At 37.1% G+C, this 18,506-nt stretch carries 22 protein-coding genes; all 22 read left to right on the forward strand.

Annotated elements, in window-relative coordinates; translation table 11 throughout:
* Window positions 1-8: 8 nt before the first annotated feature.
* The 22 genes from fliG to ACW2QC_RS02135 all read left to right on the forward strand — a co-directional run bounded on the left by fliG (window position 9) and on the right by ACW2QC_RS02135 (window position 18,504).
* Window positions 9-1,022 (forward strand): flagellar motor switch protein FliG, encoded by a 1,014-nt coding sequence (fliG, locus tag ACW2QC_RS02030; protein ID WP_457542321.1) that lies wholly within the window; start codon window positions 9-11, stop codon window positions 1,020-1,022.
* A complete protein-coding gene (gene fliH, locus ACW2QC_RS02035) occupies window positions 1,015-1,779 on the forward strand; it encodes a flagellar assembly protein FliH (protein ID WP_457542322.1) in 765 nt (254 codons plus the stop codon). The genes fliG and fliH overlap by 8 nt, the downstream gene beginning before the upstream one ends.
* On the forward strand, window positions 1,776-3,095 hold the full coding sequence (gene fliI / locus ACW2QC_RS02040; RefSeq protein ID WP_457542323.1) for a flagellar protein export ATPase FliI: 1,320 nt from the start codon (window positions 1,776-1,778) through the stop codon (window positions 3,093-3,095). Before fliH ends, fliI begins: the two co-directional genes overlap by 4 nt.
* Window positions 3,095-3,541 (forward strand): flagellar export protein FliJ, encoded by a 447-nt coding sequence (gene fliJ / locus ACW2QC_RS02045; protein ID WP_457542324.1) that lies wholly within the window; start codon window positions 3,095-3,097, stop codon window positions 3,539-3,541. Before fliI ends, fliJ begins: the two co-directional genes overlap by 1 nt.
* A 5-nt stretch (window positions 3,542-3,546) precedes the next feature.
* Complete coding sequence (locus tag ACW2QC_RS02050; protein WP_457542325.1) at window positions 3,547-4,161, forward strand: MotE family protein; 615 nt, start codon at window positions 3,547-3,549, stop codon at window positions 4,159-4,161.
* Between the two features lie 31 nt (window positions 4,162-4,192).
* Window positions 4,193-5,650, forward strand: coding sequence for a flagellar hook-length control protein FliK (locus ACW2QC_RS02055; RefSeq protein WP_457542326.1), 1,458 nt, complete (start codon window positions 4,193-4,195; stop codon window positions 5,648-5,650).
* A gap of 9 nt (window positions 5,651-5,659) precedes the next feature.
* Entirely contained in the window at window positions 5,660-6,163 is a 504-nt protein-coding gene (flgD, locus tag ACW2QC_RS02060; RefSeq protein WP_457542327.1) for a flagellar hook assembly protein FlgD, read from the forward strand.
* Window position 6,164: 1 nt separating this feature from the next.
* On the forward strand, window positions 6,165-6,536 hold the full coding sequence (locus ACW2QC_RS02065; RefSeq protein WP_457542328.1) for a TIGR02530 family flagellar biosynthesis protein: 372 nt from the start codon (window positions 6,165-6,167) through the stop codon (window positions 6,534-6,536).
* An 82-nt stretch (window positions 6,537-6,618) separates the two neighbouring features.
* The gene (locus ACW2QC_RS02070) at window positions 6,619-7,722 is read left to right on the forward strand and encodes a flagellar hook-basal body complex protein (RefSeq protein ID WP_457542329.1); all 1,104 of its coding nucleotides are present in this window, start codon (window positions 6,619-6,621) and stop codon (window positions 7,720-7,722) included.
* A 47-nt stretch (window positions 7,723-7,769) separates the two neighbouring features.
* The gene (locus ACW2QC_RS02075) at window positions 7,770-7,988 is read left to right on the forward strand and encodes a flagellar FlbD family protein (RefSeq protein WP_457542330.1); all 219 of its coding nucleotides are present in this window, start codon (window positions 7,770-7,772) and stop codon (window positions 7,986-7,988) included.
* Window positions 7,981-8,400: a flagellar basal body-associated protein FliL gene (gene fliL, locus ACW2QC_RS02080; protein WP_457542331.1), complete on the forward strand. Its 420-nt coding sequence runs from the start codon at window positions 7,981-7,983 to the stop codon at window positions 8,398-8,400. Before ACW2QC_RS02075 ends, fliL begins: the two co-directional genes overlap by 8 nt.
* Before the next feature lie 32 nt (window positions 8,401-8,432).
* Window positions 8,433-9,431 carry a flagellar motor switch protein FliM gene (gene fliM, locus ACW2QC_RS02085; RefSeq protein ID WP_457542332.1) on the forward strand — a complete coding sequence of 333 codons (999 nt, stop codon included), beginning with the start codon at window positions 8,433-8,435 and terminating at the stop codon, window positions 9,429-9,431.
* Window positions 9,424-10,602 (forward strand): flagellar motor switch phosphatase FliY, encoded by a 1,179-nt coding sequence (fliY, locus tag ACW2QC_RS02090; protein ID WP_457542333.1) that lies wholly within the window; start codon window positions 9,424-9,426, stop codon window positions 10,600-10,602. Before fliM ends, fliY begins: the two co-directional genes overlap by 8 nt.
* Before the next feature lie 14 nt (window positions 10,603-10,616).
* Window positions 10,617-10,979, forward strand: coding sequence for a response regulator (locus tag ACW2QC_RS02095; RefSeq protein ID WP_457542334.1), 363 nt, complete (start codon window positions 10,617-10,619; stop codon window positions 10,977-10,979).
* 13 nt (window positions 10,980-10,992) lie between these two features.
* Complete coding sequence (locus ACW2QC_RS02100) at window positions 10,993-11,667, forward strand: flagellar biosynthetic protein FliO (protein WP_457542335.1); 675 nt, start codon at window positions 10,993-10,995, stop codon at window positions 11,665-11,667.
* Window positions 11,660-12,328: a flagellar type III secretion system pore protein FliP gene (fliP, locus tag ACW2QC_RS02105; RefSeq protein WP_457542336.1), complete on the forward strand. Its 669-nt coding sequence runs from the start codon at window positions 11,660-11,662 to the stop codon at window positions 12,326-12,328. Before ACW2QC_RS02100 ends, fliP begins: the two co-directional genes overlap by 8 nt.
* A gap of 16 nt (window positions 12,329-12,344) precedes the next feature.
* On the forward strand, window positions 12,345-12,614 hold the full coding sequence (fliQ, locus tag ACW2QC_RS02110; protein ID WP_106497612.1) for a flagellar biosynthesis protein FliQ: 270 nt from the start codon (window positions 12,345-12,347) through the stop codon (window positions 12,612-12,614).
* A 3-nt stretch (window positions 12,615-12,617) separates the two neighbouring features.
* Window positions 12,618-13,397 (forward strand): flagellar biosynthetic protein FliR, encoded by a 780-nt coding sequence (fliR, locus tag ACW2QC_RS02115; RefSeq protein ID WP_457542337.1) that lies wholly within the window; start codon window positions 12,618-12,620, stop codon window positions 13,395-13,397.
* A gap of 1 nt (window position 13,398) precedes the next feature.
* Window positions 13,399-14,478, forward strand: a complete 1,080-nt coding sequence (flhB, locus tag ACW2QC_RS02120; RefSeq protein WP_457542338.1) for a flagellar biosynthesis protein FlhB — start codon at window positions 13,399-13,401, stop codon at window positions 14,476-14,478.
* Window positions 14,479-14,496: 18 nt separating this feature from the next.
* Window positions 14,497-16,530, forward strand: coding sequence for a flagellar biosynthesis protein FlhA (gene flhA, locus ACW2QC_RS02125; RefSeq protein ID WP_457542339.1), 2,034 nt, complete (start codon window positions 14,497-14,499; stop codon window positions 16,528-16,530).
* Window positions 16,527-17,648, forward strand: a complete 1,122-nt coding sequence (gene flhF, locus ACW2QC_RS02130) for a flagellar biosynthesis protein FlhF (protein WP_457542340.1) — start codon at window positions 16,527-16,529, stop codon at window positions 17,646-17,648. The genes flhA and flhF overlap by 4 nt, the downstream gene beginning before the upstream one ends.
* Window positions 17,638-18,504 (forward strand): MinD/ParA family protein, encoded by an 867-nt coding sequence (locus tag ACW2QC_RS02135; RefSeq protein WP_457542341.1) that lies wholly within the window; start codon window positions 17,638-17,640, stop codon window positions 18,502-18,504. Before flhF ends, ACW2QC_RS02135 begins: the two co-directional genes overlap by 11 nt.
* The last annotated feature ends 2 nt before the right edge of the window (window positions 18,505-18,506 follow it).

Below are 18,506 nucleotides of genomic sequence, written 5' to 3' on the forward strand. Positions count from 1 at the left end.
GACTATTTATGGCAAGACAAAAAGGGGAATTAACCGGAAAACAAAAGGCAGCAATTCTCTTAATTTCCTTAGGTCCAGACGTATCCGCTCAAGTATATAAGTATTTATCTGAAGAGGAGATTGAGAAGTTAAGTTTAGAGATTTCTTCAGTTAAAAAAGTGGAATCATATTTAAAAGAGGATGTACTAGACCAATTTCATCAACTTGCACTTGCACAGGACTATATAGCACAGGGTGGAATCGGCTACGCGAAGACAGTTCTTGAAAAGGCGTTTGGCTCACAAGAAGCATCCGATATTATTAATCGGCTTACATCATCACTACAAGTTAGGCCGTTTGATTTTGCTCGTAAAGCTGATCCGCAACAAGTATTAAACTTTATCCAAAACGAGCATCCGCAAACGATAGCACTTGTCTTAAGTTATCTTGATGCCGAACAAGCAGGTCAAATTTTATCTGAATTACCACAGGAAATGCAGGCAGATATAGCAAAACGGATTGCAACAATGGATTCGACATCACCGGAAATCATTAACCAGGTTGAACAAGTGTTAGAGCGCAACATATCCTCAGCACTGACGGAGGATTATACACAGACCGGGGGGATTTCAGCTGTTGTAGAAGTATTGAATGGTGTTGATCGAAGTACAGAAAGAACCATTTTAGATGCATTGGAAATTCAAGATCCAGAACTTGCTGATGAAATTAAAAAACGGATGTTTGTCTTTGAAGATATTGTTATTCTTGACAATCGTGCCATCCAACGTGTTGTTCGTGAAGTGGATAATGAAGATTTACGTCTTGCACTTAAAGTTGCTAGTGATGAAGTGAAGGATATTGTCTTTAAGAACATGTCACAACGAATGGCAGAGACGTTTAGAGAAGAAATGGAATATATGGGTCCTGTTAGATTAAGGGATGTCGAGGAAGCGCAAACGAGAATTGTCTCGGTTATTCGTAGATTAGAAGAAATTGGTGAAATTGTTATCGCGCGTGGTGGAGGTGATGATATTATTGTCTAATAGCAACTCTTTTAATGCGGTAAATAGCAAAAGGATTAAAATTAAACCGATCGAACAAATTAGACAGACAGCATCTCAACAGAACGATAACAATTCATTAGAAAATGAGCAGATTACATTACAACATAAATTGAATGATATGCGCACAGAATTGAAACAGCTTGAAACAAAGAAAGTACAATTGCTACAAGAGGCGCAACAAACGATTGAACAGGATAAAGAAGAATGGAAAAAGGCGAAAGAAACATATAGAAAACAGGCACAGGAAGAAGGATATAGTGAAGGCTTTGCGGCAGGGAAACAAGAAAGTTTGACACAGTATCAACAATTGTTAGACAAAGCTAACCAAATCATTTCTTCTGCAACTGTGGACTATCATTCTACTATTGAAAAAAGCGAAGAAACAATAATCGATTTGGCAATTCATACGGCCAAAAAGATTATCAACCAAACGTTAGTAGATAATCCAGAAACATTTTTATCAATAGTAAAAGAAGCCATAAAGGAAATTAGGGATCAATCCGTTATTACTGTTAATGTAAACCCAGATAAATATGAGTTTATTGTCCAGCAAAAAGATGAATTATATCAATTGTTGCCTGAAGATACGAAACTAACGGTTCATTTATCAGAGGAATTAAATCAGGACAGTTGCATTATTGAGCATCCATTCGGACAAATTGATGCAAGTATTGATACGCAATTAAAACAGCTTCGAGAAATTTTGCATGAGCTTACACTGGAGAATGAACAATGAATTTAGGACATTATTTGACAGCCATTGAACAAGCGGATACATATAAACGCTATGGAAAAGTACTGCGTGTGGTTGGATTAATGATCGAATCACAGGGACCGGATGCAAATATTGGGGAAGTTTGTTATATCCATGCATCTTCGGCAAAACAGCGTACGGTAATGGCTGAGGTCGTTGGGTTTAGCAATGAAAAGATTATTCTTATGCCATACGCGGAAGTAGCGCAAATCGGTCCAGGTTGTCTGGTTGAATCTACCGGAAGTGCTTTAACAATAAAAGTCGGCCGAGGTCTGATTGGTAAAGTAGTAGATTCACTAGGTAGAAGTTTAGATAATACAAAATTGCCAAAAGGATTAACAAACTATTTAACCGAGCAATCTCCACCAAATCCTTTATCCCGACCACCAATTGATGAACCAATTCAGGTTGGTGTGAAGGCGATCGATTCCTTGTTAACAGTTGGCAAGGGACAACGAATTGGAATTTTTGCTGGTAGTGGTGTGGGTAAAAGTACATTGCTAGGTATGATTGCTAGGAACAGTGGAGCAGATATAAATGTGATTGCCCTTATTGGTGAACGTGGCCGAGAAGTTAGAGAATTTATTGAGAAGGATCTAGGTGACGAAGGATTGAAAAAGTCGATTGTCGTTGTTGCAACTTCTGACCAACCAGCTCTAATGCGAATTAAGGGTGCATATACAGCAACAGCAATCAGTGAATATTTTCGTGATTTAGGTTTTCAAGTAAATTTGATGATGGATTCGGTGACAAGGGTGGCCATGGCGCAAAGGGAAGTGGGTTTGGCGACTGGTGAACCACCAACAACGAAAGGATATACACCATCCGTATTTGCTACGTTGCCGAAGTTATTGGAACGAACGGGGACAAGTAGTACAGGAACAATTACTGCTTTTTATACCGTGCTAGTTGATGGGGATGACATGAACGAACCTATTGCTGACACTGTTCGTGGTATTTTGGATGGGCATTTTGTCTTAGATCGAAAGTTAGCTGAGCAAGGTCAGTTCCCCGCAATTAATACGTTAAAATCGATTAGTCGTGTAATGAATCAAATAGCAGACAAAGAACATTTAGAAGCTGCTCAAGAATTGCGCTCACTAATGGCGAAGTATGAAGAAAATAGTGAGCTCATTCAAATCGGTGCATATAAGCGGGGAACAGACCATGAAATTGATAAAGCTATCGCCTATTACCCAAAAATACAACGCTTTTTGAAGCAGGCGATTTTTGAGTATATCACACTTGATGATTCGATTAAACAAATGCAAAAGCTGCTTAATGGAGGTGCTGATTGATGGCAGAAACGATGGCTTTATCTAAAATCCTGCATGTTCGAGAGCAGGAAAAAAATGACGCACACAAAGCATACCGTAATTCCATGGAACTTTTTGAAGAAATTGCCACGAAACTATATACACTGTTGCGCAAAAAAGAAGCGGCTGAAGAATCGTATGAAAGTTACCTTCAGCAAACTACTCCTATTGATCAATTAAAGGAGCAAGTAAGGTATATTGAAATATTAAACAAACAAATTGTTACCTTACAACATTCCGTTCAGCAGGCAAGGAACGAAATGGAAACGAATCAAGAGAAGTTAACAAGTGCACATGTGGAAGTAAAAAAGTTTGAAAAAATTATTGAGCTAAGACAAAAGGAACAAGCGGAAAATATCCAGAAGCAAGAAAAACAGTTAATGGACCAAATATCTATCCAGCAGTTTTTAAGCAGGAAAAATGGGTGACAGATATGGCGAATCAATCAAAAAAATCAAAAGCACAATCAGAACATAAGACGAAAACAAATCCGATTTTATGGTTCTTCTTTGCAATTGTTATTCCAATCATTGTTGCAATCACATTAGCAATTATTATTTTTTCCGTAGCTGGGGTCAACGTCATTGACTGGGTTAAAAAGACCGGAAATGATATCCCAGTGGTATCGTCATTGATATCGACCGATGAAGAAAAAAATGTTCAACAAACGGAAGAAAAAATGAAAAATACTATTAAAAATAAAAATGAAGAAATTGAACAATTAAACCAAAACGTAAATGATCTTGAGGCAACAATTGATCAAATGGAACAAGAAATTACCAAGCTTGAAAACCGGACAACACCTGATGATGCCAATACGGCAGAAGGTGAAAATAAAGAAAAGGAACAAGATACGGTCAAAACAATGTCCTCATCATTCAAAGATATGGATAGTGAACAGGCTGCATTGATTTTTCAAAACATGGACGATGATTTAGCGATCTCCATCTTAAAAGAAGTACCAAATAAAGTTCGCGGTGAAATTTTTGCAGAAATGGATCCCAAATTAGCTGCCAAATTAACAAAACTGTTTGTTAATAGCAATTAGTGGCAGGGAAACTTGAAAGGAGGTGAGAATTGTGAACACGATCGGAATGATTTCGCAGCAAGTGACTCAATCAGGGGATATGGCCCAAAAAAATACGGGAAAGAAGCCTGATAAATCAGCTGTTTTTCAAGGTTTTTTAACCGATGAACAAACTTCGGTGCCACCAAAGACAGGATCAAGGCAGAAAGATAAGGGTCAGCTTAACTCCGCGGATTTACTTACATTGCTTAATGGCTCATTGAAAATGATAGATTCAGAAGGTAAAGAAAAGGAACAGTTAAACATAGCAGATTTACTAGCTTTGCTTAATCAATCATCAAAGTTGCAAGGGTTTGAGAGTCAAGAACAAGGTATGTTGAACATAGAAGATTTGGCAGCATTACTTAAGAACTTACCGGGAATTAGCGAGCAGTTAACTGAGAAAATATTGAACTCAGAGGACATTCAGGGCTTAAGTGGTGTTGATGCATTAGAAGAAATAATCAATAAGTTTGAAAAAATACTTGGTCAAACTGCAAACGAACAAGATCGTACGGAAGATTTGAATATTAACCCTGAACTTATGAATATTCAGATGAATGCAGTTGCAGAAAACGATGGTACTATTCAGCAACAATTAGCAGCCATTTTCAAACAAGCGAAGGAAGTTTTAGGAAAAATAACAAACGGTGAAACTATTTCGAAAACCGATGCATCAGCTCTTTTGAAATTATTGGAACAATGGACTTCATTGGCAAAAAAACTATCGGGTAACAAAGCCGCACTTGATACTCTTGTATCTGGAAAAGGTACCAGTGGAACAAAAGAACAAGCAATGTGGCGTGAACTGGTGCAGTTTTTTCAAAAACGCAATCAGTTTGTAACCAATCAGCAGTATAACACCAATGCAAAAGTGACTAGTAATGATGTGGCAAAATTATTACAGAAGGTGTTAAGTGATCAAACACAGGTTGATAAGGCACCATCACAACATATGTCGGCTTCATCTATGCCAATGTCAAAAGTTGAACAATATGTTATCTATATGAATCAGAATCAAAATTCCCAAACAGTTGATCAACAGTTGATTGAACAGTTTCAAAAAGTAATGAAAACGAGTAAATTTCTTTCAATGAATAATGGGACATCACAATTATCAATTGCCTTAAAACCGGATAATCTTGGTGAGATGATGGTGAAGTTAACGCAAATAAATGGGGAAATGACTGTAAAAATCATGGTTACATCCCAAGCAGCCAAAGATATGCTGGAGTCCAACATGCATCAACTGAAACATATGTTTTCACCACAGCAAGTTGTAATTGAAAAGCAAGATTTGAACACGAACCAAGCACAAAACTTTCAAGGTGAACAAGAGAATCAATCAATGAATGAGCAAGAACAAGATCAGGGACAGGCACAGCATTCAAATGACGATGATTCAAGCGGGCAACAGCAGAATGATTTTGAAACACAATTCCAAGAAGTATTAATGAATGAGAAAGTGTAGGTGAGGAATGTGACGAAAATTGATCCATCGTTGTATTTACACAATCAACCTGATGCTAGAACACCAAGTCCAGATCTAGGAAAAGACGAATTCATGAAAATTTTAATGACGCAATTACAAAATCAAGATCCAACGAACCCAATGGATGATCGTGAATTTATCTCGCAAATGGCTACTTTTTCATCGCTAGAGCAAATGATGAACATGACGAATTCCATTGATAAGCTTGTGCAAAATCAAATGGAATCGCCAGTAGTTAAATATAGTCATATGATCGGGAAAGAGGTTTCGTATCAAGCTTATGATGAAGAAACCGGCGAAAAGCTTGACGTAGAAACAAGTAAAGTAGCTGCAGTCAGTCAACAAGACGGATGGGCCATTCTGGAGCTAGAAAATGGTGAGAAAATATACGCAGATTCTATCATACAAGTGGGCGATCCAGAAGCAGAGGTTGATACGGACAATACAGAAGAAAAAGTAGTTGGACCTGAACCATCTGAAGGAAGTGAATAACATGGATCACCGTATCCATCAAACTCAAGTAAATAAGCCTTTATTTCCGACAGTAAACAGGCCAGTAACAAAGCAAAGTTCTTCAGCAAACTTTAAAGATATATTGTCAGATGTTCAGGTAAAAGTAAGCAAGCATGCAAAAGAACGTCTGAACGAACGTAATATAACCATTCATGAAAACGAATGGCAACAAATCACAAATAAAATGGCTGAAGCAAAACAAAAAGGTGTCACCGACTCGTTAGTTCTAACAAAAGATGCTGCACTACTTGTTAGTACGAAAAATAATACAGTTGTTACGGCAATGAATCGGGATGAAGCAACAAGTAAAATTTTTACAAATATTAACGGTACGATTTTAATTAACGAATAGGCTGGACCCTTATGGGAAGCCAAATGGCTGTTGAATGAACGATGCAGCCAAAATGATAAAACCAAAAAAGGGGAGAAATCATATGCTACGTTCCATGTATGCAGGTATTTCAGGAATGAAAGGTTTTCAAACAAAATTAGATGTTATCGGTAATAATATTGCCAATGTAAATACGTCAGGCTTTAAGAAAGGCCGTGTGACATTTCAAGATATGATGAGTCAGATGACATCAGGTGCACAAGGTGCAACAGATACACGTGGTGGTGTGAACGCGAAACAGGTTGGACTAGGATCGCAACTGGGAACAATTGATAATATTCATACACAGGGGTTTCGTCAGTCTACGAATAATCCGCTAGACTTCGCATTAGAAGGTGATGGGATGTTTGTTGTTGCGAGTGACCTTGTACCAGGCGATCTTCAGAATTCTAATGTATCGTATACAAGAGCTGGGAACTTTTATTTAGATGAAGAAGGAAACATTGTGAATCCTCAAGGGTTATACTTAATGGGTTTTTCAGCAGTTGAAACTGGAGATACAATTTATACCGCAGAAGATACTGCAGGTAATCCTATAACTGTTACAATCAATGCCAGTGGTGATATGGAGGGAACTTATATAGATGAGAATGGCGATCAGCAGGCCATAGAAATAAGTAATAAAGTTGGATCTTTTGATGATGCTGAAGGTAAAGGATTCCAGATTGATAATTCAAATGGCACAGTTGAAATCACTTATAGTGACGATGGTGATGAAAAATCCGTTGATACAACTTCCGAAATAGAAGTTAATATTGTTGAAGGAACCACCAGCCCAATAAATATCCCTGAAAATGCCCAAAGCTTCAGTATTCAAACAAATGGAACAGTGAACTATATTGATGCAAATGGAAATACAAGAGTAGCTGGTCAAATTGCTTTAGCCAATTTCTCTAACCCGGCTGGACTTCAAAAAGCAGGAAGTAACTTATTTTTGAACAGTGAAAACGCTGGATACACTGGCTTATCCGTACCTGAAACAGACGGAGTCGCTTCCATCGTCAGCGGCGCACTTGAAATGTCCAACGTTGACCTATCAGAAGAATTTACGGAGATGATCACAGCTCAACGTGGGTTCCAGGCAAATACGCGAATTATTACAACATCAGATGAAATTTTACAAGAGTTAGTAAACTTAAAACGATAAATAAGGGGGTAGGGGGTGCGGCTTAAGAAGTTAGCCCCCACCATAACATGATTCAACTGACACGATTAAACGATGAAACATTTACGTTGAATGCATGCATGATTGAACAAATCCAATCTCACCCGGATACAACGATCACATTATTAAATGGCAAAAAATTAGTTGTGAAGGAATCAGAGGCAAAGGTAGTGGATTTAGTTACATATTATTACCGGGAAATCGGAGTTCAACGCGTGTTAAAAGAGGCAGGTGAAGCTGATGAATAAGTTGGCTAAAACGATGATTGCAACTTTGAGTATCTTGTTAATTGCAGGTGTCGCAGCATTAATCGTTGTTTTAAATGTTAAAGATGACAAAAACAATAGCAGTGCGCAAACTTTAGATGATATGGTTGAATATTCCTATCAAACATCGGAAATTACCACTGATTTAGAAGATGGTAGTTTTGTCCGCATCCAATTCCAAATTATTACCGATAGCAAGGACGCAAAAGAGGAAGTAGGAAAACGGGAATTTCAGTTGAAAAATATTCTAATAAAGGAATTAGCAAAAATGGAAGAAGAGGACTTTAAAAGTGGGCTTGGTTCTTTAGAAGATGTCATCAAGTTAAAGTTAAATAAAAAGATGTCAGAAGGTAAAATCACCGATGTTTACACTATCAGTAAAATTTTACAATAGTTTTAATTACTCCACAATGGAGGTGAGGATTTTTGGTAGAAGAAGTACTTTCACAAAATGAGATCGACGCTCTGTTATCTGCTATATCATCAGGTGAGATGAATGCGGATGAATTGAAAAAAGAAGAAAAGGAAAAGAAAGTTCGGGTCTATGATTTTAAACGTGCCCTTCGATTTTCGAAAGATCAAATTCGTAGTTTAGCTCGAATTCATGAAAATTACGCACGGTTATTAACAACTTTTTTCTCCGCACAACTACGAACATATGTCAATATATCGGTTGCGTCGGTTGACCAAATTCCTTATGAAGAGTTCATACGATCTGTTCCGAAAATGACCGTATTAAATATTTATAGTGTCGCCCCTCTGGAAGGCAGAATTTTGATGGAGGTTAACCCGAATATTGCATATGGAATGCTTGACCGTGTTCTTGGCGGTAAAGGGACTAGCGTTAATAAGGTTGATAATTTAACAGAAATTGAAACAATGCTGATGTCGCAGTTGTTTGAGAAGGCCATTGTTAATCTTCAAGAAGCTTGGTCATCTATCGTGGAAATTGACCCGATTTTAGAAGACTTTGAGGTGAATCCGCAGTTCTTGCAAATGGTCGCACCGAATGAGACCGTTATTGTTGTCTCGTTGAATACGACAATTGGGGAAGCAAGTGGAATGATTAATATTTGTATTCCGCACATTGTATTAGAACCGATCATCCCAAATCTCTCTGTCCATTATTGGATGCAGACAACTACGAAAAAGCGTGATCCGGATTCATATGAGAAGTTAACTAAAAATATTCAGCAAGCTAAAGTTGAGGCCAAGACATTGTTAGGAGAAACTAGTATTTCAATCCAAGAATTCCTGCAGCTAAATAAAAGTGATGTCATTGGTCTGAATCAATCAATCGATCAACCGTTGACGCTGAAAATAAATAACGAACCGAAATTTTACGTACAGCCGGGTAAATTTAAAAATCGCATGTCTGTACAAGTATTAGAGGAAATTATAAGGGGGGACGATGACGATGAATGATGGAATGCTTTCCCAAGAAGAAATTGATGCACTATTAAATGTTGGAGTAGACGAAGAGGAAGGGCAAGATAGTCAACAAAGCGAGCAAACAGAACAAACAGATGTAAATGATTATTTATCCTCACTAGAAATCGACACGTTAGGCGAGATAGGTAATATTTCGTTTGGTAGTTCTGCTACAACATTATCAACGTTATTGAATCAAAAAGTAGATATTACTACACCAACCGTTTCCGTAATTAAAAAAGCGGATATATCTGATGAATTTACCTTTGAGCATGTCAGTATCCAAGTAAACTATGTGGAAGGTTTTAGTGGGCAAAATGTTTTTGTCATTAAATCTGAAGATGCCGCTGTGATCTCAGATATTATGCTTGGTGGTACAGGTGAAACCCCTGCTGAAGAATTAAATGAGATCCACCTAAGTGCAGTACAAGAAGTGATGAACCAAATGATGGGTGCCGCAGCAACAAGTATGTCCACTATTTTTTCTAAACGAATTGATATTTCACCGCCATCAATTAAACTGATTAACTCGGGAAGTGACGAAAATACCGAAACAATACAGGATACAGAAGTTTTTGTAAAAGTTTCTTTCCAATTAAAGGTAGGGAATTTAATTGATTCGAATATCATGCAATTAATTCCGGTTCCATTTGCTAAACAGTTAGTTGATCAATTGTTAAATGGACCAGAAGAGGAAGCACAGGAAGAAGTTGCTGTTACTGTTGACCAATTGGACAAACCTAAGGAAGAAGCACCTGTATCAACTATACAAACCAATGAGTCTCAAATAGAGCCTCAAAATCATTCCCCACAATATCTAGGGGATCGTGTTGATCAAAAAAGTTCAACGGTTCAACAAGCTAACTTTTCTAACTTTGAGCCTGTCGAGCTGAATAAAAATGAACAACGTAATCTGGATATGTTGTTAGATATTCCGTTAAAGGTTACCGTTGAACTCGGACGTACTAAACGGACAATTAAAGACATACTGGATTTATCATCTGGATCTATCATTGAACTGGATAAACTAGCAGGTGAACCAGTCGATATTTTTGTAAATGAGAAATTAATTGCTACAGGTGAAGTTGTTGTTATTGATGAAAACTTTGGTGTGAGAGTTACCGATATTATTAGTCAATCTGCTAGATTAATGAAACTTAAATAGGGGGCGTATTAGATATGGCACAGAGTATTTTAATTGTTGATGATGCAGCATTTATGCGAATGATGATAAAAGATATTTTAACGAAAAATGGTTTTAATGTTGTTGGTGAAGCACAGGACGGAGCACAAGCAGTAGAGAAATATAAGGAATTAATGCCAGATTTAGTGACAATGGATATTACAATGCCGGAAATGGATGGCATCACAGCCTTAAAGGAAATTCAAAAGGAAAATCCTAGTGCAAAAATAATCATGTGTTCAGCGATGGGGCAACAGGCAATGGTAATTGATGCCATACAAGCTGGCGCGAAGGATTTCATTGTGAAGCCATTTCAAGCAGACAGGGTAATTGAAGCTATTCAGAAGGCCTTAAATTAAGAAACGAGTGAGTATGGTGAATAAAAAGATTTGGATAACGATCGGACTCGTTCTAGTAATGTTTACAACATTTAATCAGCATGCCTATGCTGCATCACCAAACGTTAAGGACTGTATGGAGGATAAGGCAGACTGCTCAAACGAAGAAGGGTCGACACCTAAGAAGACGGAGGATCCGGATGGCACTTCATCTGACCCTTCCAGCATCAAAAATGATAATGGATCGTTAATATTTGAATTAATTAAAATGGTGTTTGCATTACTTTTGGTAATCGCACTCATTTACGTACTACTAAAGTTTTTGAACAAACGTAACAAACTCTTTTCGCAAGTAAAGGCTTTAGAAAATATTGGAGGTATCTCGGTTGGTCCCAATAAATCGATTCAAGTCGTTCGCATCGGGACGAAAGTATATATAATCGGTGTTGGTGATAATGTCGAGATGCTTCAGGAGATAACTGATGAAGAAGTGAAAAATGATTTATTAAAAAGTAATGATACGAAAGACTTTCAAGCAGGTAATCTCGTAACATCACTTTTTCAAGCTAAATCAGATGAAGATCAAACTTCTGCTAAGCAAAAGAAAAACGAATTCAAGAAACTATTTTCTACTGAACTGGAAAGATTGAAACAGGGCAGAAAGAAAATGATCAATCAATATGAACAGAAGGAAGATAAACATGAATGAATTTGTTGATATGTTTTCTAGTTCAGATCCTTCATCTGTCGCAACATCTGTAAAACTTTTATTATTAATGACCGTTTTATCACTGGCTCCGAGTATCCTTATTCTAATGACCAGCTTTACAAGAATTATCATCGTGCTGTCGTTTGTCAGGACATCGCTTGCAACACAGCAGATGCCACCTAACCAGGTTCTAATCGGGATTGCCTTGTTTTTAACATTTTTTATTATGGCACCGACATTTAACCAGGTTTATGATGATGCATTACAGCCGCTCTTTGATGAAGAGATTACGCTCGATGAGGCATATGATCGTGCTAGTGAACCAATGAAAGATTTTATGGCAAAACATACAAGGCAAAAAGATTTGGCATTATTTATGAACTATGCAGAAATAGAAAAACCAGAGACAGTACAGGATATCCCAATCACTACTTTAGTACCTGCTTTCGCAATCAGTGAATTAAAAACTGCTTTCCAAATGGGGTTCATGATATTTGTACCGTTCCTAATTATTGATATGGCTGTAGCAAGTGTTCTGATGTCGATGGGGATGATGATGTTACCACCAGTTATGATATCCCTGCCATTTAAAATTTTACTATTTGTATTGGTAGATGGCTGGTATTTAATTACCCATTCTTTATTAGAAGGCTTCCAGTAGAAAGGGGTGTGTTTGTTTGAACAGTGAATTTGTTTTAGAATTAGCAGAAAAAGGAATTTATACGATTTTACTAATTACAGGTCCATTACTTATTTTGGCGCTTGCTGTTGGGCTGCTTGTTAGTATATTTCAGGCAACAACACAAATTCAAGAACAAACGCTTGCCTTTATTCCAAAAATAGTTGCGGTATTAGTTGGATTGGTGTTTTTCGGACCATGGATGTTAACAAGAATGATCGAATTCACTGTCGATTTATATCAAAATTTAAATCAGTTTGTAGGGTAAAACATGTTAGATATCATTAATTTAGCTAGTGTACCGGTTTTTTTGCTTATATTTGTACGTGTTGCTGCCTTTTTTGTAACATTACCATTGTTTTCCTATCGCACCATTCCGATGCAGTTTAAAATAGGATTTAGTTTTTTTCTTGCTTTAACCATGTTTTATACAGTTGATGCAACAGGAGTGGCGCTTAACGAAACTTATTTCTTATTACTTATTAAAGAAGTAATTGTTGGCCTTTTGATTGGTTTAATCGCTTATATTATTTTGGCTGCAATCCAAATTGCTGGTGGGTTTATTGATTTTCAAATGGGATTTGCGATTGCAAATGTGATAGACCCCCAAACAGGTGCGCAAAGTCCGTTAACAGGACAGTATTTTTATATAATTGCACTTCTATTTCTATTATCGGTCAATGGACACTATTTGTTAATAGACGGAATTTATTATAGTTATGATTTAATCCCAATTGATGCGTTTGTACCATTTCAAAATGAATCAATTATCGATTATGTGATTAATGCGTTTAATCAAATGTTTCTGATTGCATTTCAAATGTCCATCCCAATCGTTGGCTGTTTGTTTTTAGTCGATGTTGCTTTAGGAATTATCGCTCGAACAGTACCACAGTTGAACGTTTTTGTCGTAGGATTGCCATTGAAAATCGTTGTCAGTTTTGTCGTTATTTTGCTCTTTTTAAGTTTATATATCATGTTGGTGAAAAGTTTGTTTGCTACCATGTTTGATACGATGAGGGGTTTAATGCAATTATTCGGAGGTGTGTAACTTGCAATTAAAATTAGATTTACAATTCTTTGCAGGTGAAAAGACCGAGAAAGCAACCCCTAAAAAACGAGAGGATTCACGGAAAAAGGGACAAGTTGCCAAAAGTCAAGATATTAACACGGCATTTCTATTATTGTTTTGTTTTTTAATTTTATTTGTTTTTGGTAGCTTTATGAAAGATAGTCTTGTATCACTTTACCAGCATGCTTTTACCGAATATATTCAATGGGATGTTACCGAAAATACGGTACATCAAGTTTTTACAGAATCGACAATAGAAGTAGCAAAAATGTTGGCACCAATTATGTTAATTGCTATTATAGCTGGTTTGGCTGCTAATTTTACGCAAATAGGCTTTTTATTTACAACAGAACCATTAAAGTTTGATTTAAAGAAAATTGACCCCATTAAAGGTGCAAAAAAAGTTTTTTCTGCTAGAGCCTTGGTAGAACTTGTTAAATCGCTATTAAAAATTACCTTTATTGGAGTTATTACATTTTCAATTATATGGATTTATAAAGATGAAATGATGATGCTATCATTTAAAAACATTGATAGTGCATTAGCATTTTTTGGTAAAGTTACGATTATTATGGGAATCGTAGCCGCCATTGCGCTACTATTTTTAGCCGTATTTGACTATACCTATCAACGGTATGATTTTGAAAAGAACATTAAAATGTCAAAACAGGATATTAAGGATGAGCATAAAAACATGGAAGGCGATCCATTAATTAAATCAAAAATAAAAGAGAAACAGCGGCAAATGGCAACCCGAAGGATGATGAGTGAAGTTCCGACTGCCGATGTAGTCATTACGAACCCAACCCACTTCGCCATCGCGATTAAATATGATGAAGAAACAGCCAGTGCGCCGTACGTCGTTGCGAAAGGGGTCGACCATACGGCATTTCGCATCAAGGAAATTGCTAAAGCAAATGACGTAATCACAGTAGAAAACCGACCATTAGCACGAGCGTTGTATGACGCCATTGAAATAGGTGACGTTATTCCAGAAGAATTTTATCAAGCGGTAGCAGAAATTTTAGCATATGTCTATCGCATGGAGAACAAAGTTTAAGCAAAAAGGGTGACATCGATGAAGGCACGTGATTTATCTGTTCTATTAGGAGTAATTTTAATAATTGTTATGTTAGTTGTGCCGCTTCCGGGATGGCTCTTAAGTATTTTGATCTTGTGTAACATATCACTTGCACTTATTGTTATTTTAGTTTCTATGAATACACAAGATACACTGCAATTTTCTGTTTTTCCAACTTTAATTTTGCTGTTAACTTTATTTCGTCTGGGACTTAACGTTTCTACAACAAGATCGATCCTGTCAGAAGGGGATGCTGGTGGCGTTGTTGATACATTTGGTTCATTTGTTATAGGCGGTAATCCACTAGTAGGATTTGTAGTATTTGTTATTTTAGTTATTATTAACTTTCTGGTCATTACGAAAGGATCGGAACGTGTTTCGGAAGTAGCTGCTCGTTTTTCATTGGATGCAATGCCAGGAAAACAAATGAGTATTGATGCAGATTTAAATGCTGGATTGATTTCCGAACAACAAGCGAAAGAAAGACGTGAAAAAGTAGAAGCTGAAGCAGATTTTCATGGTTCCATGGACGGTGCCAGTAAATTTGTTAAAGGAGACGCTATAGCTGGAATTATTATTGTGTTAATCAATATCATTTTTGGACTAATTATTGGGATCGTTCAAATGGATTTATCATTCCAAGAGGCAATTAATACTTTTATGAGACTTACTGTTGGCGATGGCTTGGTTAGTCAAATTCCGGCATTATTAATCTCAACGGCTACAGGAATTGTTGTAACAAGAGCTACAAGCGAAGGAAATTTAGGTACGGAGGTAACCGGGCAACTTCTGCAATATCCGAAATTGCTATATATTGCTGCCGGAGCTATTTTTCTGCTTGGATTAACACCAATTAACTTTTTTATTACGACGATACTCGCTGCATTATTAGGACTTAGTGGTTATTATTTGCAGAAGCAATCGAGTGAACCAGAATTACCGGATCTAGAGGAAGAAGAGGAAACTGAATCATCCGAAATGAAATCACCAGAAAATGTTATCAATCTATTAAACATGGATCCAATCGAATTTGAATTTGGTTATGCCCTTATCCCACTAGTAGATACAAGTCAGGGCGGGGATTTGCTTGATAGGGTGATTATGATACGAAGGCAACTGGCGATCGAACTTGGAATGGTTATACCAGTTGTACGAATTCGTGATAATATCCAGTTGGATCCGAACGAATATCGCCTGAAAATTAAAGGAAATGAAGTTGCCTCAGGAGAATTGTTATTAGATCATTATTTGGCCATGACACCGGATATGGATGAAGATACGCTGGAAGGCATTGAAACAAAAGAACCGGCGTTTGGACTCCCGGCAAAATGGATAAGTGAGGAATATAAGGACGAAGCTGAATTATCTGGGTATACAGTGGTAGACCCGCCATCTGTTGTGTCTACCCATATTACGGAAGTAGTCAAACAACATGCACATCTATTACTTGGACGACAGGAAACGAAGCAGCTTATTGATCACTTGCAGGAAAATGATCCAATTTTAGTTGAAGAAGTGACACCAGAACCACTTGCAATTGGTGACATCCAAAAAGTACTTGCCAAGTTATTACGAGAAAATGTGTCCATACGCAATTTGCCGATAATCTTTGAAACGCTTGCAGATTTTTCGAAGCTGACAAATGATACTGAGCTACTTGGGGAATATGTGAGACAGGCGTTATCATCGCAAATTACGAAACAATATACAAATAATGATGCATCTGTAAAAGTAATTACGGTTTCTGGCAAGGTTGAGAAATTAATTGCGGAAAGTATCCAACAAACAGAACATGGAAATTATTTGTCCATGGATCCGGAAACACAACAGACAATTATTAAAACGATACATGAGGAAGTTGAGAAGCTGGCATTACAAGAGGAAACAGCGGTTGTTTTATGCTCGCCAGCAATTCGGATGTACGTAAAACAATTAATTGATCGCTTTTTACCACAGGTTGTTGTCTTGTCGTATAATGAATTAGAACCAAGTGTACAGGTTCAAAGTGTCGGGGTGGTGAATGTAGCATGAAAGTAAAAAAATATGTAGCACCAACAATGCCGGAAGTAATGCAACAAATTCGTAAAGAGCTTGGCCCTGATGCAGTTATCCTTAACTCGAAGGAAATCAAGCAGGGTAGGTTTTTGGGTCTTCTTAAAAAACGAAAGATTGAAGTGGTAGCTGCGCTTGATCCACAGCCAATAAAACCAAAGCAAGAAAAAACAGTCACGCCACTTGTTAAAGAAACTGCCTCTACAGCAAAATCGGGTAAGACGGATCATGAGGTTTTACAAGAAATTCAACAGTTAAAAAAAATGATCGAATTGCAATCAGCGCAAACAAAAACAAACTTTTCACCTGAATATCAGGTAGTCTATCAACATTTGCTTGATCAAGAAGTTACAGAAATGCTTGCAATTGATTTATTAGACAAAATTGTTGAACAACATAATGATAATGGTGTAACGCCAGCGATTGAACAAATTTTCCGGGATACAAAGCAGGAAATCAATAGGAGATTGCATGATTTGTCATTTACTGGTGTCACGTATGATAAACAAATTATTCACTTTGTTGGTCCAACTGGTGTGGGAAAAACAACAACACTTGCTAAAGTTGCAGCATCGTGTATGTTGAACGATCACAAAAAAGTCGCTTTTATTACAGCGGACACCTACCGTATTGCAGCAATAGAGCAGCTAAAAACGTATGCTCGAATACTAGATGTGCCAATAGAAGTTGCTTATAATAACGATGATTATAAAGCAGCAATCAATCAGTTTTCAGATTATGATTTAATCCTTGTCGACACGGCAGGTCGAAATTTCCGTGATAAACAATATGTTGAAGAATTAAAAAAGAGTATTAATTTTGACCAAAATGTGGAGACATATCTTGTCTTGTCACTGACGGCTAAACCTAAAGATATTCTCGATATTTATGAGCAGTTTCAGCATATACCGATTAAAGAGCTGATATTCACAAAGTTAGACGAAACAAGACAATATGGCAGTATGCTGAATGTGATGATAAACAAGCAAATTGGGATTGCCTATCTAACAAATGGTCAAGGTGTCCCGGATGATTTAACAAAACCTTCTGCTAACATTGTTAGTAATCTCATAGTGGGTGAAAACGGTGAAGCGTGATCAAGCGGCAAGTTTACGTCGGAAATTAACCATTGCTCAAAACCCTAAACAAGCAAAAACAATTGCCATCGTAAGTGGAAAAGGCGGCGTTGGCAAGTCTAATTTTGCACTTAATTTTTCATTGGAATTACGAAACAATCATAAAACAGTTCTCCTATTTGATTTGGATGTTGGAATGGGAAATATTGATATTTTATTAGGATTACAGTCAGAAAGAACGATAGTCGACATGTTTAACGATCGATTATCGATTCATGATATTATTGAAGAAGGTCCAAACCAACTTCAATACATTGCTGCTGGTTCAGGGTTATCAGACTTTTTTACGATGGATCAAGCCAAAATAGATTTTTTTCTTGATCAGTATAATGAACTAGTACAAATGTATGATTATATTATTTTCGATATGGGGGCAGGTGCTACCCATGATAGTCTTCAATTTGTTATGGCTTCAGATGAGTGTATCGTTATCACAACACCGGAGCCGACGTCGATTACCGACGCATATGGTATGATTAAACATATTTTAAACAATAAGCAAAATATGCCGATATATGTAGTAATGAATCGATCGCTTTCTGCAAAACAAGGGACGAAAGCACTAGAACGATTCCAACGTGTTATATCGCAGTTTTTACAGGTTAATGTTTCACTTATGGGTGTGTTGCCTGATGATAAAACAGTATCTACAGCAGTAATAAGGCAAATTCCCTATGTATTACTAAATGAAAAGGCTGCTATTTCGAAAGCGGTGAAACAAATTGCGACTAATTACCTAGCAAAGTCATTCAGCTTAACGAAAAAGGAACCATTTTCGTTCGTGCAGAAGTTAAAACAATTAATGATCGAGAGGTAACG

Source organism: Virgibacillus sp. FSP13, assembly GCF_054048505.1.

Coding starts and splice junctions, on each gene's coding strand:
- fliG (WP_457542321.1), top strand. CDS start 9: ATGGCAAGACAAAAAGGGGAATTAACCGGAAAACAAAAGGCAGCAATT.
- fliI (WP_457542323.1), top strand. CDS start 1,776: ATGAATTTAGGACATTATTTGACAGCCATTGAACAAGCGGATACATAT.
- fliJ (WP_457542324.1), top strand. CDS start 3,095: ATGGCAGAAACGATGGCTTTATCTAAAATCCTGCATGTTCGAGAGCAG.
- ACW2QC_RS02050 (WP_457542325.1), top strand. CDS start 3,547: ATGGCGAATCAATCAAAAAAATCAAAAGCACAATCAGAACATAAGACG.
- ACW2QC_RS02065 (WP_457542328.1), top strand. CDS start 6,165: ATGGATCACCGTATCCATCAAACTCAAGTAAATAAGCCTTTATTTCCG.
- ACW2QC_RS02070 (WP_457542329.1), top strand. CDS start 6,619: ATGCTACGTTCCATGTATGCAGGTATTTCAGGAATGAAAGGTTTTCAA.
- ACW2QC_RS02075 (WP_457542330.1), top strand. CDS start 7,770: ATGATTCAACTGACACGATTAAACGATGAAACATTTACGTTGAATGCA.
- fliL (WP_457542331.1), top strand. CDS start 7,981: ATGAATAAGTTGGCTAAAACGATGATTGCAACTTTGAGTATCTTGTTA.
- fliY (WP_457542333.1), top strand. CDS start 9,424: ATGAATGATGGAATGCTTTCCCAAGAAGAAATTGATGCACTATTAAAT.
- ACW2QC_RS02095 (WP_457542334.1), top strand. CDS start 10,617: ATGGCACAGAGTATTTTAATTGTTGATGATGCAGCATTTATGCGAATG.
- ACW2QC_RS02100 (WP_457542335.1), top strand. CDS start 10,993: ATGGTGAATAAAAAGATTTGGATAACGATCGGACTCGTTCTAGTAATG.
- fliP (WP_457542336.1), top strand. CDS start 11,660: ATGAATGAATTTGTTGATATGTTTTCTAGTTCAGATCCTTCATCTGTC.
- fliR (WP_457542337.1), top strand. CDS start 12,618: ATGTTAGATATCATTAATTTAGCTAGTGTACCGGTTTTTTTGCTTATA.
- flhA (WP_457542339.1), top strand. CDS start 14,497: ATGAAGGCACGTGATTTATCTGTTCTATTAGGAGTAATTTTAATAATT.
- flhF (WP_457542340.1), top strand. CDS start 16,527: ATGAAAGTAAAAAAATATGTAGCACCAACAATGCCGGAAGTAATGCAA.